This window comes from Acidovorax bellezanensis (assembly GCF_025421555.1).
GTDB classification, from domain to species: Bacteria; Pseudomonadota; Gammaproteobacteria; order Burkholderiales; family Burkholderiaceae_C; genus Comamonas; species Comamonas bellezanensis.
Map to the genome: position 1 here is coordinate 174,218 of NZ_JAODYH010000017.1, position 14,045 is coordinate 188,262.

Annotated in this window: 14 protein-coding genes; 5 read left to right on the top strand and 9 right to left on the bottom strand. The window is 65.5% G+C overall.

The annotated features are described in order from the left end of the window. The first annotated feature begins 69 nt into the window (after positions 1-69). Both N0K08_RS21795 and N0K08_RS21800 read left to right on the top strand, forming a co-directional pair. Positions 70-1,560, top strand: coding sequence for a gamma-glutamyltransferase family protein (locus N0K08_RS21795; RefSeq protein ID WP_261502525.1), 1,491 nt, complete (start codon positions 70-72; stop codon positions 1,558-1,560). 3 nt (positions 1,561-1,563) lie between these two features. Continuing rightward, complete coding sequence (locus tag N0K08_RS21800; protein ID WP_261502526.1) at positions 1,564-2,181, top strand: glutathione S-transferase family protein; 618 nt, start codon at positions 1,564-1,566, stop codon at positions 2,179-2,181. 73 nt (positions 2,182-2,254) lie between these two features. Here the strand turns inward: N0K08_RS21800 and N0K08_RS21805 are convergent, their stop codons facing one another. The 7 genes from N0K08_RS21805 to metK all read right to left on the bottom strand — a co-directional run bounded on the left by N0K08_RS21805 (position 2,255) and on the right by metK (position 9,566). Continuing rightward, positions 2,255-2,440: a hypothetical protein gene (locus tag N0K08_RS21805; RefSeq protein ID WP_261502527.1), complete on the bottom strand. Its 186-nt coding sequence runs from the start codon at positions 2,438-2,440 to the stop codon at positions 2,255-2,257. Positions 2,441-2,609: 169 nt separating this feature from the next. Next, the gene (locus N0K08_RS21810) at positions 2,610-3,101 is read right to left on the bottom strand and encodes a GNAT family N-acetyltransferase (RefSeq protein ID WP_261502528.1); all 492 of its coding nucleotides are present in this window, start codon (positions 3,099-3,101) and stop codon (positions 2,610-2,612) included. 28 nt (positions 3,102-3,129) lie between these two features. Next, positions 3,130-4,218 (bottom strand): bifunctional nicotinamide-nucleotide adenylyltransferase/Nudix hydroxylase, encoded by a 1,089-nt coding sequence (locus N0K08_RS21815; RefSeq protein WP_261502529.1) that lies wholly within the window; start codon positions 4,216-4,218, stop codon positions 3,130-3,132. A gap of 132 nt (positions 4,219-4,350) precedes the next feature. Then, complete coding sequence (locus N0K08_RS21820) at positions 4,351-6,051, bottom strand: NAD+ synthase (protein WP_261502530.1); 1,701 nt, start codon at positions 6,049-6,051, stop codon at positions 4,351-4,353. Between the two features lie 13 nt (positions 6,052-6,064). After that, a complete protein-coding gene (gene pncB / locus N0K08_RS21825) occupies positions 6,065-7,273 on the bottom strand; it encodes a nicotinate phosphoribosyltransferase (protein ID WP_261502531.1) in 1,209 nt (402 codons plus the stop codon). Positions 7,274-7,292: 19 nt separating this feature from the next. Further along, complete coding sequence (locus N0K08_RS21830; RefSeq protein WP_261502532.1) at positions 7,293-8,141, bottom strand: cysteine hydrolase family protein; 849 nt, start codon at positions 8,139-8,141, stop codon at positions 7,293-7,295. Positions 8,142-8,381: 240 nt separating this feature from the next. Then, positions 8,382-9,566: a methionine adenosyltransferase gene (metK, locus tag N0K08_RS21835; protein WP_261502534.1), complete on the bottom strand. Its 1,185-nt coding sequence runs from the start codon at positions 9,564-9,566 to the stop codon at positions 8,382-8,384. A gap of 129 nt (positions 9,567-9,695) precedes the next feature. On the opposite strand from metK, the gene N0K08_RS21840 reads away from it, so the two are divergent. Further along, positions 9,696-10,553, top strand: a complete 858-nt coding sequence (locus N0K08_RS21840; protein ID WP_261502535.1) for a lysophospholipid acyltransferase family protein — start codon at positions 9,696-9,698, stop codon at positions 10,551-10,553. Further along, positions 10,550-11,416: a lysophospholipid acyltransferase family protein gene (locus tag N0K08_RS21845; RefSeq protein WP_261502536.1), complete on the top strand. Its 867-nt coding sequence runs from the start codon at positions 10,550-10,552 to the stop codon at positions 11,414-11,416. The genes N0K08_RS21840 and N0K08_RS21845 overlap by 4 nt, the downstream gene beginning before the upstream one ends. Positions 11,417-11,571: 155 nt before the next feature. On the opposite strand, the gene N0K08_RS21850 is transcribed toward N0K08_RS21845, so the two are convergent. Then, positions 11,572-12,504 carry an alpha/beta fold hydrolase gene (locus tag N0K08_RS21850; RefSeq protein ID WP_261502537.1) on the bottom strand — a complete coding sequence of 311 codons (933 nt, stop codon included), beginning with the start codon at positions 12,502-12,504 and terminating at the stop codon, positions 11,572-11,574. Positions 12,505-12,556: 52 nt separating this feature from the next. Next, entirely contained in the window at positions 12,557-13,300 is a 744-nt protein-coding gene (gene yihA, locus N0K08_RS21855; RefSeq protein WP_261502538.1) for a ribosome biogenesis GTP-binding protein YihA/YsxC, read from the bottom strand. Positions 13,301-13,372: 72 nt separating this feature from the next. Here yihA and N0K08_RS21860 point away from each other — a divergent pair, with 72 nt between their 5' ends. Continuing rightward, on the top strand, positions 13,373-14,014 hold the full coding sequence (locus tag N0K08_RS21860) for a c-type cytochrome (protein WP_261502539.1): 642 nt from the start codon (positions 13,373-13,375) through the stop codon (positions 14,012-14,014). Positions 14,015-14,045: the final 31 nt, after the last annotated feature.

Consider the following 14,045-nt stretch of genomic DNA (forward strand, 5'->3'; position numbering starts at 1 on the left):
GTGCCCCTGGGCTGGGGCGTGCCAGTTTCATAAGCGGTGCGTGGCGCGTAGCGTCTGAGGAGAACTGACATGGTCCCGACGTTGCAAAAATCGGCGACAGGCCATGCCGCCATGGTGGCGACGGGCCACCCGCTGGCCGCAGCGGCTGCGCGCGCGCAGTTGCTGGCCGGCGGCTCGGCCGTCGATGCCGCGATTGCCGCGGATGCGGTGCTGGGCGTGGTCGAGCCCATGGCCACGGGCATTGGCGGAGATCTGCTCGCCATGCTGGTGCTTCCCGGCGAGGAGCCGGTCAGCTACAACGGGACGGGGCGGGCCCCTCTGGGGCTCAGCGCCGCGCATATCCAGGCCCTGCCGGGGCACAGGATTGCCGAGCGCCATCCCTTGTCCGTGACCACTCCAGGCGTGGTGCAAGGCTGGCATGACCTGCACCAGCGCTACGGCAAGCGCCCTTGGGCCACGCTGTTTGCCGACGCCATCCATCTGGCCCGGGACGGCTTCGAAGTCGCCGCGGTGTGCGCCAAGGAATGGGCGCTTTTCCAGCCGGTGCTGGCCAAGGACCCGGCCGCCGCGCGCTTGTACCGCGCCGATGCCGTGCCCCAGGCTGGAGACATTTTCCGCAACCCGGCCTTGGCCGACTTGCTGCAGGAAATTGCCCAGGACGGGCCCGGCGCTTTCTACCAGGGGCGCATTCCTGCGGCTGCCGAGCAGGCCATGCAACGCCACGGCGGGGTGCTGGCGGCACGCGATTTTGCGCTGCACCAGGGGAATTTCTGCACTCCGGTGACCGCGCGCTTCAAGGGCGTCGATGTGTATGAATGCCCGCCCAATACCCATGGCGTGGCCGTACTGCATGCGCTGCAGGCCCTGGAGACGCAAACGCTGGCGCTGGACACGGCGCAGACCACGCTGGCCATGGTCCAGGCCATGGAGCAGGCGATGGCTTACGCCCAGCGCACCGTGGCCGATCCTGCGGGCAACACGGTGTGCACCACCGTGGTCGATGCCCAGGGCATGGCGATTACGCTGATGAGCAGTGTGTTCAAGCGTTTCGGTTCCGGATTCGCGGTGGCCGAGGGCGGTTTTGTGCTGCAGAACCGGGGCCATGGCTTTTCCGAACCCGGCCACATCAATGGCCCGGCGCCAGGCAAGCGCCCCTATCACACGGTGGTTCCGGGCCTGGCCATGCGTGACGGCAAGTTCCTGGCGGTCTTCGGCGTGGTGGGCGGCGCCATGCAGCCCCAAGGGCAGGTGCAACTGCTGTACCGGATTCTGGCGGACGCCGAACAGCCCCAGGCCGCCTTGGATCAGCCGCGCTGGCGCCTGGAAGGCCAGCGCATTCTGGCCACCGAGCGCGGCATGTCCGAGGCGGTGGTGCAGGCGCTGCGCGCTGCCGGCTACCGCGCGCCCAGCACCGAAGGCGAACTCGGGGGGCGCAGCGATTTTGGCGGAGCCCAGTGGATCATGCGCATGCCCGATGGCAGCTTGCAGGGCGCTTCCGACAAGCGCAAGGACGGCATGGCGCTGGCCGTTGCCGTTTCATCAACCCCGATCAATGAGTGAACCATGAGCTTGAAGATTTATGGAATTGCCGCATCGCGCGCGATCCGGCCTTTGTGGGCGGCCGAAGAACTGGGCCTGCCCTACGAACATATCAAGTTGCACTACAACGCCCCCGAGACCAAGCAGCGGCCTTACCTGGACTTGAACCCCAATGGCACGGTGCCGGCCATGGAAGACGATGGCGTGGCCATGTTCGAGTCCCTGGCCATGACGCTGCATCTGGCCAGGAAGCACGGACAAGGCAGCTTGTGGCCCGAAGGCGAGGGCCCGCAGGCCCAGGTGTTGCAATGGACGCTCTGGGCGGCGTGCGAGGCGGAGCCTCCGGCCCGGCAGTGGTTCCAGCACACCCAGTTTCTGCCGCAGGCGCAACGCGACCCGGCATTGGCCCAGGCCGGCCTGCGCCAGGCCCAGGACAAAGTCATGCTGCTGGACCGGGTCCTGGCCAAGCAGGCCTATCTGGTGGGAGATGCCTTTACCGTCGCTGACCTGAATGTATCGGCGGTTCTGCAACGCCTGCCGGCCATTGCCGACGGCCAGGCACCACACGCGCTGGCATGGCATCAGCGCTGTTTTGCACGTGCCGCGGCCCAGCGGGCCTTCGCTTTGCGGGACGCGAAATAAGCCGTCCACGCGACGGATCCGCAGCAATCAAAAAGGGCCTCGAGAGGCCCTTTGTTGTTGTCATACCCAACGCTTAGCGTTGTTGCTGCTGTTTATTGGAAGACGGGTTGTTGGATTGCTGCTGCTGTCCTGCGCCAGGTGTCTTGCTGCCGGGTTGCTGGTTTTGACCGCTTTGCTGCTCCTGCTGCTTTTGCTTGTCGGCAGGATTGGCCTGGTTGGGGCTCTTTTGATTGGGGTCTTGACTGTGTTGTTGAACCATTGTCGTATCTCCAAAGAGTGAAGCGGCTGGCTGGGAATCAGTCAGCGCAGTTCCATGGTGGACTTCTGGAAAACCCTGGGGCGTAGGACTGGACCGACCCCGGGTTTCATTTGGTGAGTGTTTGAAACGCGTGTTGCGACAGGGCTGGTGATGCAGCGAAATGCAGCGTTCAGGCCTGGTCCTGCGCGGCCAGGTCAGCCAGGGCCTGGCCTGTGAGGCGGTAGCGCACCCATTCGTTCTGCGGCTGGGCGCCCAGGCTTTCGTAGAAAGCGATGGAGGGCGCGTTCCAGTCCAGCACGCTCCACTCGAAGCGTCCGCAGTCCTTTTCCACGGCGATGCGCGCCAGGTGCTGCAGCAAGGCCTTGCCCGCGCCCTGGCCGCGGCTGTCGGGCGAGACATACAGGTCTTCAAGGTACAGGCCGTGCCGGCCCTGCCAGGTGGAATAGTTGAAGAAGTAGACCGCGAAGCCCAGGGGCTGATCGCCATTCATGCACATCAGGCCGTGCACGGACGGCTGTTCGCAAAACAGCGTGCGGTGCACATGCGCGGGCGTGGACAGCACTTCGTGCTCGGCCTTTTCATAGATCGCCAGGTCACGGATGAAGCGCAGGATCTGGTCGGTGTCTTCGATGGTGGCGGGGCGGATGTGCAAATCGGACATGGGGCAGCTCAAGAAAAATAGGTGGAATTCAGGCCGGCAGGGTGCAAAAGCCTTCGAGGCAGCTTTGGATCGCATGGAAGTGGTCTTCGAAGAACTGCGTCTCCAGCGTCGGCAGCTGCGCCAGCGGTACCCAGCGCGCGAGCGCCGCATCGTCCGCGCCCTGGACTGCCGGCAGTTGCGCGCGGTCGCCAAGATCAAACACATGCACGTGGGTGATGGTGCGCCCGCGCAGGCTACGGTCGGGGTGGTCGAAGACCTGTACGCCCTGGAAGGCGGCTTGCAGCGCCGCCACTTCGACGGCGCAGCCGGTTTCTTCCTGCAGCTCGCGCAGGCAGGACTGCCACAGGCTGTCGCGCGGCTCGACAAAGCCGCCGGGCAGGGCCCACAGGCCTTTGCCCGGGGCATGGCCGCGCTGGATCAGCAGCAGGTGGGCGTTGCACACCAGCAGGGCGTCCACGGTCACGAACACCGGCGGGTAGGGCGCGCAGGCCCAGGCCTGGCGGTAGTCGCGCAGCATGGCGGCTTCGTCCTGCATGGCGGCGTAGTCGGGCCTGTCCATCCAGGCGTGCAGAAAATCCAGCACCGAGGCCGGCACCTGCGGGGCCAGCGCGGCCAGCACGTCGGCGACGGGCGCACCGGCCGCATTCCAGTAGATGTCACGCAAAGGCGTGGCATCGAACGCACCCAGCCGGGGCAGGCTGGTCAGCGGCCAGCCGGGAAAACTCTGCAGGTAGCTGCTGCTGCTGTCCTTGAAGTGGCCGAACAGCGCAATGCCCGCGCCATGTGGCACCAGGGCTTGCACGCCCTGGCGCACGGCTTCGACCCAGCGGGCTTCGTTGTAGTAGTCGCGCACGGGCAGGCAGTGCACGCGTGCGCTTTCTTCCGGGGACAGCGTGCCGCGCACCATGGCTTCGCGTTCCTGCCAGGTGAACGGGTTTTTCGGGCTGCGCGCCTGGTGGGCGCTGCCCAGCACGACCACGACCTGCCGGGCCTGCTGCAAGGCGGCCTGGAGCAAGGCCATGTGGCCGTTGTGCCAGGGCTGGAAACGCCCGATCAGGACGGCCGTGTGCGGCGGTGGAATGGCGGGCGGGGCAGAGGGATTGGCAGTGATGGCCATGGGCTTGTCTCCAGGAGCGCGCCGGCCACCGCTGCGCGCGGTGGAGCACGGGCTGGGGCCAGGCAGGCAAATCGGTGTTTGCCGGAATGTCTTATTTTCGGATAAAAAATCAGGCTGTGCAGACAGTCCTGGCTATTCGTAGTGCGCGGCAATCGGCATTTGCCGGCCGGTGCCGAACGCGCGGGCACGCAGGCGCAGCATGGGCGGAGCCTGGCGGCGCTTGTACTCGCTGCGAAAAATCATGCGCTGCACCCGCTCCACCAGGGCCTGGCCGCCGGGCTGCAGCCGCAACTGGTCGACGAACTGGCGCGCGCTGGTGTATTCCTGGCAGGACAGGTGACTGCCTTCGATCAGCAGCTTGAGGATTTCATCCAGTACCGGGTAGGGCGGCAGGCTGTCCTCGTCCTTTTGCCCCGGTGCGAGCTCGGCCGAAGGCGGTTTGTCAATGATGGCCTGGGGAATGAGCTCGCGGCCGGCCGTGGCGTTGATGTGACGCGACAGTGCAAACACTTCGGTCTTGTACAGGTCGCCCAGCAGGCCCAGGCCGCCGTTGGTATCGCCGTACAGCGTGCAGTAGCCCACCGAGACTTCGGACTTGTTGCCCGTGGTGAGCAACAGGTGGCCGAAGGCATTGGAGAACTCCATCAACACCGTGCCGCGTATGCGCGCCTGCAGGTTTTCCAGCGGCAGGCCCTGCAGGGGGCGGCCGAAGCTGCGCGTGAATTCCAGGGCGTAGCCATCGACGAGGTCGGCGATGGGGTGCCGGTGCAGAGTGATGCCGAGGTTGTGGCACAACTGGACCGAATCGTCGACCGAGCCGGCCGAGGAAAAGCCCGAAGGCATGGTCACGCCGACCACGTTGTCCGCGCCCAGGGCTTCGGCGGCCAGGGCCAGGGTCAGCGCGCTGTCGATGCCGCCCGAGCTGCCGATCACGGCCTGGCTGAAGCCGCAGCGGCGCGCATAGTCGCGCAGGCCCAGCACGATTTGCTGGCGGTAGAACTCCATGGTGGGCAGGCCGGCGGCGGGCACGGCCGGCAGCGCCGCGCCCGCGCTGCTGGCGAAGCGGCCGTCCTCGAAGGCCAGGGTGGTGACCATCTCCTGGAAGCGCAGGGCTTCGAACACCACGCCCTTATCGGTTTCGACGGCGAACGAGGCGCCGTCGAACACGATCTGGTCCTGGCCGCCGATCTGGTTGACATAGAGCATGGGCAGGGCGTGGCGGCGGGCTGCGGCGCTGAAGATCTGGTGGCGCTGTTCGCGCTTGCCCAGGTGGCTGGGGCTGGCATTGATGCTGACCAGCAGATCGGGCGCGGCATCGGCCATGCGCCGCAGCGGGTTGGTGGCGTAGTCGGCGCCGCTGTCGTTCCAGCCGTCCTCGCAGATCAGAAAGCCGACCTGGGTCTGGCCTATGCGCAGCACCTTGGCCACATCGGGACCGGGCTCGAAATGCCGGCGCTCGTCGAAGATGTTGTAGGTGGGCAGCAGCTGCTTGTCGTATTGCAGACGCACTTTGCCGCCCTGCAGCACCAGCAGGCTGTTGTGCAGCGGCTTGCCCGGACCGCCGGCGGGCGTGGGTGCGCCCACCACCCAGTGCAGATGGGGCAGCTCGGCCGAAGCGTGGCGCAGCGTTTCCAGGCCGGCCCGCACCCGCTGCAGGAAAGCGGCTTCGTCGAGCAGGTCGCTGGGGTAGTAGCCGCAAAGCGCCAGCTCGGAAAAGACCACCATGTCGGACTGCTCTTCGCTCGCCTGGCGCGCAGCCGTCAGCATGCGCGCCACGTTCCCGGTGATGTCGCCCACGGTGAAGTTGAGTTGGGCCAGGGTGATGCGCAGCATGGAAGTCTCCTTGTCAGCCGGCGGCGGCGGGCTCAGGGTCGGGAATGCCGAACACCTGGCGCAGATAGGCCAGGTAGGTTTCGTCGGTGCACAGGGTCTTGCCCGGGCTGTCCGAAATCTTGGCCACGGGCTGGCCGTTGGCGTGGGTCAGCTTCATGACGATGTTCAGCGGCGTCAGGCCCATGTCATTGGTCAGGCGTGTGCCTATGCCAAAGCCCAGCTGGATGCGGTCGGCAAAGTGGTGGTAGAGCTGCAGCGCGCTGTCGAGGTTCAGGCCGTCGGAGAACACCAGGCGCTTGCTGTGGGTGTCAATGCGCAGGCGCTGGTAATGGGCCAGCGCTTTCTCGCCCCAGACCACGGGGTCGCCCGAGTCGTGGCGCAGGCCGTCGAACAGCTTGGCGAAGTACAGGTCGAAATCCTGCAGGAAAGCGTCCATGCCCACGGTGTCGGTCAGGGCGACGCCCAGGTCGCCGCGGTACTCCTGCACCCAGTCTTCGAGCGCGGCATTCTGGAAGTCACGCAGGCGCACGCCCAGCGACTGGTAGCTTTGCAGGTACTCATGGGCCATGGTGCCTATGGGCACGATCTGCAGGTCGCGCGCCAGCAGCACGTTGGACGTGCCTTTGAACCACTGCGGCGCTTCGGTCGCGAAACGCTGCACCACTTCGCGCTGCCAGGCGCCGGAAAAGCGCCGGCGCACGCCGAAGTCGAACATCTCGAAAGGGTGGCGACGCTGGACGGCGCCGGCCAGCGCGTTGAGCTGCGTGACCTTGTGGTCCAGGCGCGCGCGTCCTTCGCGCAGCGCGGCCTGGGCGTCGAAACGGCGGAAATACAGCTCGTTGACGATGGCCAGCACATAGATCTCGAAGCCCATCACATGCACCTGGGGGCCATGGGCGACGATCTGCAGGGTGTCGCCGTCGGCGCGCGCTTCGATGAACGCGCGCTGGAAACGGAAGATGCGCAGGAAGTCGATGAAGTCGCTCTTGATGAAGCGCAGCGAGCCGAGGTAGTCGAGCTCGTCCCGGGCAAACGACAGCGCGCACAGCGCATCGAGCTCGCGTTCGACTTCGGGCAGGAGTTGGGCCAGCGGGAAGTCGGGCGTGCTGCGGCAGACAAATTCGTAGCGGGCCTGGGTTTGCGGATGGCGGTGCAGCATGGCCTGCCACATGGTGAACTTGTACAGGTCGGTGTCGAGCAGGCTGGTGATGATGGGCGGCATGGCGGATGGGGAAAGTCGTTCAGTCCTGAAGCACCAGGGCGTCGCTGGTGGTCGATTGCACACCCTGGGCATGCATGGCAGCGAAAAAATCCTGCTCGGCGGCTTCGAAACCGGCCACCGGCCCCATGCAGTCGGTCAGCAGCACCAGTCGCCGCGCATGTCCTGGGGGCAGGTAGGTCACCAGGTGCTCGACCGTCGCGCGCACGCAATGGCTGCTGGCTTCCCCGGCGATGACCAGCAGGTCGGCCTGGGCCAGGCGGTCGAGCAAGGGCCGGTTGAGCTGGGTGGCCGGATCGGCCGGGTCCACGACTTCGGCCATCAGGGCGCTGTAATGCTCGGTCCAGGGGTTCAGGCCCTTGAAGACCTGGGAGACGGCGCGCTGGTGCTGGAGCTGCCAGGCGCCGAAAACATCTAGCAGATCGGCATGCAGGCCATGGCCCCAACTGCCGACTTCGCAATGCACGGGCCAGACCATCAGCGTGTAGCGTCCCTGGCGTTCGAGCGCATCGAGGTAGGCGAGGGCGCGCGGCAGGTGGGCCGGCAGGCGTGGCAGCCACTGGCCGGCGCGCACCTGGGCGGCGGTGATAGCCGTGAATGCGGGCACGTCGGCGCCATCGGCCTGCTGCCAGAAACCGGGGTGGGCGATATCGAAGCGCTGGTGCGAGTCCAGCGTGACCGTGATCTGGTCTATGTGCTGGCCTTGCTGGCGCAGCCAGCGGGCCAGGCGCTGCATGTGCTGGTGCGCGCCCGCCACCGGCAGGCTGGGTTGCGTGCGGCGTCCGTTGGCGTGTACCGGCCAGCAGGGCGTGGGCAGGTCACAAAAATCATTTTGCGGGTCGACGGCCAGCAGCTGAACGGAACGGGTCATGGCAGGGGTCGTTACAAAGCGGCAAACGATCCCAGTGTAGACCGCCGTCCGCGGCTGTGGGGTTGGTCTACGGGATTGTCTTGCGCTGGCGCCTGAAGCCCTGAACGGTCAGCAGCCCGAAAACCACGGCCGTCAGCAGTTAGGGGCGGCCCAGCGCCGGCGACGAAAAAGGCCTGCGCAGTGGCAGGCCTTTTTCATGCGGTCCGGCAGGCGCAAAGGCTTGCCGGCTGTCAGCAGGGCTTACTTGAGCCCGGCGGCGGCGCGCAGCAGCGCAGCCTTGTCGGTCTTTTCCCAGGTGAACTCGGGCTCTTCGCGGCCGAAGTGGCCGTAGGCCGCGGTCTTGCTGTAGATGGGGCGCAGCAGGTCCAGCATCTGGATGATGCCCTTGGGACGCAGGTCGAAGTGCTCCGCCACCAGCTTGGCGATCTGGTCGTCGGGAATCACGCCCGTGCCTTCGGTGTAGACCGTGATGTTCATCGGGCGGGCCACGCCGATGGCGTAGGCCACCTGGATCTGGCACTGGCGCGCCAGGCCGGCGGCCACGATGTTCTTGGCCACGTAGCGCGCGGCGTAGGCGGCCGAGCGGTCGACCTTGGTTGGGTCCTTGCCCGAGAACGCGCCACCGCCGTGGGGGCAGGCGCCGCCGTAGGTGTCGACAATGATCTTGCGACCGGTCAGGCCGCAATCGCCCTGGGGTCCGCCGACAACGAAGCGGCCCGTGGGGTTGATCAGGTACTTGGTTTCCTTGAGCCACTCGTTGGGCAGCACGGGCTTGATGATTTCCTCGATGATGGCTTCGATGAAGCTGGGCTTCATCTTGGTGGCCGTCTCCGACTGGTCGGGGCTGTGCTGGGTCGAGAGGACCACGGTGTCGATGCTGTGGGGCTTGCCGTCCACATAGCGCATGGTCACCTGGCTCTTGGCGTCGGGACGCAGGAACGGCAGGCGGCCGTCCTTGCGCAGTTGGGCCTGGCGCTCGACCAGACGGTGCGCATAGTAGATCGGCGCGGGCATCAGCTCGGGCGTTTCGTCGCAGGCGTAGCCGAACATCAGGCCTTGGTCGCCGGCGCCGGTGTTGAGCTCGTCGTCGCTGGCCTTGTCCACGCCCTGGGCGATGTCCTGGCTTTGCTTGTCATAGGCCACGAGCACGGCGCAACCCTTGTAGTCGATGCCGTATTCGGTGTTGTCGTAGCCTATGCGCTTGATGGTGTCACGAGCGACCTGGATGTAGTCCACATTCGCGCCGGTGGTGATTTCGCCGGCGAGAACCACCAGACCGGTGTTGGTCAGCGTCTCGGCTGCCACACGGGAATAGGGGTCTTGGGTGAAAATGGCATCCAGGATCGCGTCGGAGATCTGGTCTGCCACCTTGTCGGGGTGTCCTTCAGAGACAGATTCCGAAGTGAAAAGAAAATCGTTCGCCATTGAATAAACTCCTGTGTTCCAGCTTTTAGGGCGTTGGCCAAGCTGACGGAGCTCCGGCGAACGCTTTAGCAGAATTTTTTTACGTCGCCCTGCAAGTTGCTCATTTAACTCAGCGACCCTCTTATTTTAATGCCAAGCCTGTTTCGTTTCTTCTCGTTGCTTCCTTTGTGGCTATTACACGGTGTGGGCGCCGCCCTGGGATGGGTGGTTTTTGCCTGTTCAGGAACTTACCGTCGGCGGTTTTTGCACAATGCCCGCCAGGCCGGCTATCGGTTCTCCCAGATCAGCTCCGCCGTGGGCCATGCGGGTCGGTTGGTCGCCGAGCTGCCGCGCATGTGGCTGCAGGACGAGCCGCCGCCTTGCGCGCTGGTCAACACCGAAGTGGTCGAGCAGGCCTGGGCGCGCGGCCGTGGCGTGGTGTTTCTGACGCCGCACCTGGGCTGCTTCGAACTGTCGGTGCAGGCGGCCGCCGGCCGCTGGAGCGCTGAACATGGCCCCATCACCATCCTGTACCGGCCGGCGCGCCAGGCCTGGTTGGCCGAAGTGATGGCGACGGCGCGCAACCGCCCCGGCGTGAAGGCCGTGCCCACGGCGCTGTCGGGTGTGCGCCAGATGATCAAGGCCTTGCGCCGCGGCGAGGCCGTGGGCCTGCTGCCCGACCAGGTGCCGCCCGAAGGGCAGGGCCTGTGGTCGCCTTTTTTCGGCCGTGAGGCCTACACCATGACCCTGGCCGCACGGCTGGTGCAGCAAACCGGTGCCACGGTGATCGTTGCCCGCTGCGAGCGCAAGCCCTGGGGGCAAGGTTATGTGCTGTATTTCGAGGAGTTGCCCGTGCCTTTGTCAGATTCGTTGGAAACCGCTGTGCTGGAACTGAACCAGGCCATGGAGCGGACCATTCGCCAAAGTCCTGCGCAGTACCTGTGGGGCTATGCGCGCTACAAAAACCCGCGTGCCGAGCAGCCCGCAGACACGCAGGTGGCGGCATGAGCGCGCGTTTTGGCGTCTGGTTGATGAACCTGCTGGGGCATTTGCCGCTGCGCTGGCTGCGCGCGCTGGGCTGGTTGCTGGGCCGTGTGCTGTTTGTGCTGGCCGTGCCACGGCGCAAGATTGCACTGCGCAATCTGGAGCTGTGTTTTCCGCAGATGGAGGCCGCGCAGCGCAAGGCCCTGGCCCAGGAGAGCTTCGTGGTGTTCTGCCAGACCTGGCTGGACCGCAGCTGGCTGTGGTCGGCCCCCGAGGCCGTGGTGCGCCAGCGCGTCAAGCTCCAGGGCGCGTTGCATGAGCTCGAAGGCGATACGCCGACGATTGTGTTCGCGCCGCATTTCTACGGCATGGACGCGGGCGGACTGACGTTGCCGCTCAACACCACGCGGGCCTTCACGTCCATTTTCTCCACCCATCCCAATCCGGCCATCGATGCCTGGTTCATGGGCGGGCGCCAGCGCTTTGGCGATGTGCGCATGCTCAACCGTGCCGACGGCGTCAAGCCCATCATTTCCAGCCTGCGCCAGGGCGGCCTGCTGTATCTGCTGCCCGACATGGATTTTGGCAAGAACGACTCGGTGTTCGTGCCGTTCTACGGCGTGCAGGCGGCCACCATTCCTTCGCTGTCGCGCTTTGCCCGACTGGGGCGGGCCAAGGTCATAGGCATGTACACGCGGCTCACGCCCGAAGGCTATGTGGCCGACATCACGCCGGCCTGGGAGGACTTTCCCACGGCGGATGCGGTGGCCGACACGGCGCGCATGAACCGCGAGCTGCAAAAGTGGATAGACACCATGCCCGCCCAGTATTTCTGGGTCCACAAGCGCTTCAAGACCCGGCCCGAAGGCGAGCCCTCGGTGTATTGAAACACCCCCTGAGCCGCTTCGCGTCTTCCCCCTCTCATCCTTCGGTGGAGGGGGACGGCAGCCTCGGTGCGGGGCGGCCCTTCCTCGCTGCCCCTTTGCTGGGGCGCGCCAGTTTCACAGGCCTTGCGCTATGGATGGCTGAGAAGTCTGAGTTCTCAGCCAGCGATGTAGTCCGGGCTGAACTGCTGCTGCACAAAATGCTCCAGCTCGTCGATCACGCGGGCCGGGCGCTCGTGCACCACCCAGTGTGAAGTGTTGCGCAGGTGCTGGACCTGCAACTGGGGCACCCAGTCCTGCAGGCCGTCGAGCAGGCCTGGCTGCAAGGCAGGGTCGCTCATGCCCCAGAGCACCAGTGTCGGCACATCCACGCGCAGCATGGCTTCGGGCAGCTGCAAGCTCTGCAGATGGTCGGGTGCGCCGGGCGCGGGCGGGTACAGGGGGCTGATGCCGTAGTAGTGGCAGGCGCCTTGCAGGCCCAGTGCCCAGTGCTGGCGGTATTGCGCTTGCAGCGCCGGCGTGAGCCAGGCGGGCAGGTGGCCGTCGGGCTGCGCAAAAAAGTGGAAAGTGCGGCGGAAATCGTCCTCGGCCAGCAGCGTCGGCGCATCGGCGCGGCGCAAGAAACGCATATAGGCACTTGCCTGCTGCTGCGCGGGATTGTCACGCAGCTCACGCAACAACGCCCCCGCGTGGGGGGCGTTGAGAATCATCAGTCGCTGCATGCAGTCGGGGTGCTGGCTGGCCACGCTCCAGGCCAGGGCGCCGCCCCAGTCGTGGGCGACGAGGCAGGCCAGGGGCGCCTGCGGGCTCTCCAGCGCGATCAAGGCCCGGATGTCCTGCACCAGGTGTTTGGCATGGTAGGCCGTGACTTCGCTCGGGCTGCTGGAGCCGCCGAAGCCGCGCAGGTTCGGCGCCACGCAGCGAAAGCCGCCGTTTTCAGGCGCGGAAAAATGCGCGAGCATTTCATCCCAGATGAACGCGCCTTCGGGGAAACCGTGGAGGAACATGAGCACGGGCCGCCCTGGCGTGCCGGCGGTGCGGCAGCGCAGGGTGATGCCGTGGGGCAGGACATGGTCGCAAGTCTGGATCATGAAGCTACTCAATCGGTAGCGTCCAGCGCTTGGGCGGCGCCTGCTCTGAACGCTATGGGGCCAGGGAATCCTCAGCGCTGTCCGTGGCAACGGATGGCTCGGCGGGCGTAGCCGCATCGGCAGGAACTACCGGGTGCGACCATTGCCATAGTAGCTGAGCCACTTCGTCCACGCCTTGTTTCTTGAGGGCTGAGAAGATCTTCGCTTCTCCGCCGCCGGCTTGCAGTCGCGCAATCGACAAGGCCTTGGCCTGTTCGGCGCGGGTCAGCTTGTCGGCCTTGGTCAGCAGGATCAGGAACTTCAAGCCGTCTTCCACGCGCGGACGCACGGCTTCGAGCAGGGCTTCGTCGAGTTCGGTCAGGCCCAGGCGCGGATCGCACAGCAGCACGATGCCGGTGAGGCTGCTGCGGGTGATGAGATAGTTCACCATCACCTGTTGCCAGCGGATCTTGTCGGAGCGCGAAACGGCGGCGTAGCCGTAGCCCGGAAGGTCGGCGAGCACCGCGTCGGTGATGCCTTGGCGGCCCAGCGAGAACAGGTTGATGTGTTGCGTGCGGCCAGGCTTCTTGGAGGCAAAGGCCAGCTGCTTTTGCTGCGTCAGGGTGTTGATGCAGGTGGACTTGCCGGCGTTCGAGCGGCCGACAAAAGCGATCTCTGGAACGTCAATCGTGGGCAGATGGTGCAGTTGCGCAGCCGTGGTCAGGAAGCGCGCGGTGTGCATCCAGCCCATGGCGAGCTTGCCATCAATGGCGGGAGGAAGCGTGCCCGCAACCGGTGCGGGGGAGGAGTTCGTCATGGGTGGTATCAATGCTTTGGAGCCTCATTGTAGAATTACAAGGTTCGTGCACCTCAACAACAGACCCTCGATATGAAGTTGCTTGCCTCTTTGCTGACGGCCGCCGTTTTGGCTGCCTCCGCTTTTCCCGCCTTTTCGGCCGGAGAAACGCCCGCTGCACCGCAGACAAACGCCAAGCTGGACTTGGCAAAAGGAGGGGCAAGCTTTGCTGCAGTCTGCGCAGCATGCCACGGTGCGGATGGCAATTCCACCATTGTGGCCAATCCTGTACTGGCGCAGCAGCACCCGCAATACCTGCTCAAGCAGCTGCAGGAGTTCAAGAGCGGCGTGCGCAAGGACCCCGTGATGCAGGGCTTTGCCGCCACGCTGTCGGACGAGGACATGAAGAATGTCTCGGGCTGGCTGGCGTCCCAGAAGGCCAAGGGCGGCTTTGCCAAGGACAAGGAACTGGTCGCCCTGGGCGAGCGCATTTTCCGCGGCGGCATCCAGGACCGCAACGTCGCGGCCTGCGCCGGCTGCCACAGCCCCAACGGTGCGGGCCTGCCCGCACAGTACCCACGTCTGGCCGGCCAGCACGCGGACTACACTACTAAACAACTGGTAGAGTTCCGGGACGGCAAGCGCGGCAACAGCCTGCCCATGACCCAGGTGGCTGCCAAGCTCAACGACCGTGAAATCAAGGCCGTGTCGGACTACATCGCCGGCCTGCGTTGATGGACTGAATCGTTTTATTGTTTTTTGTCCT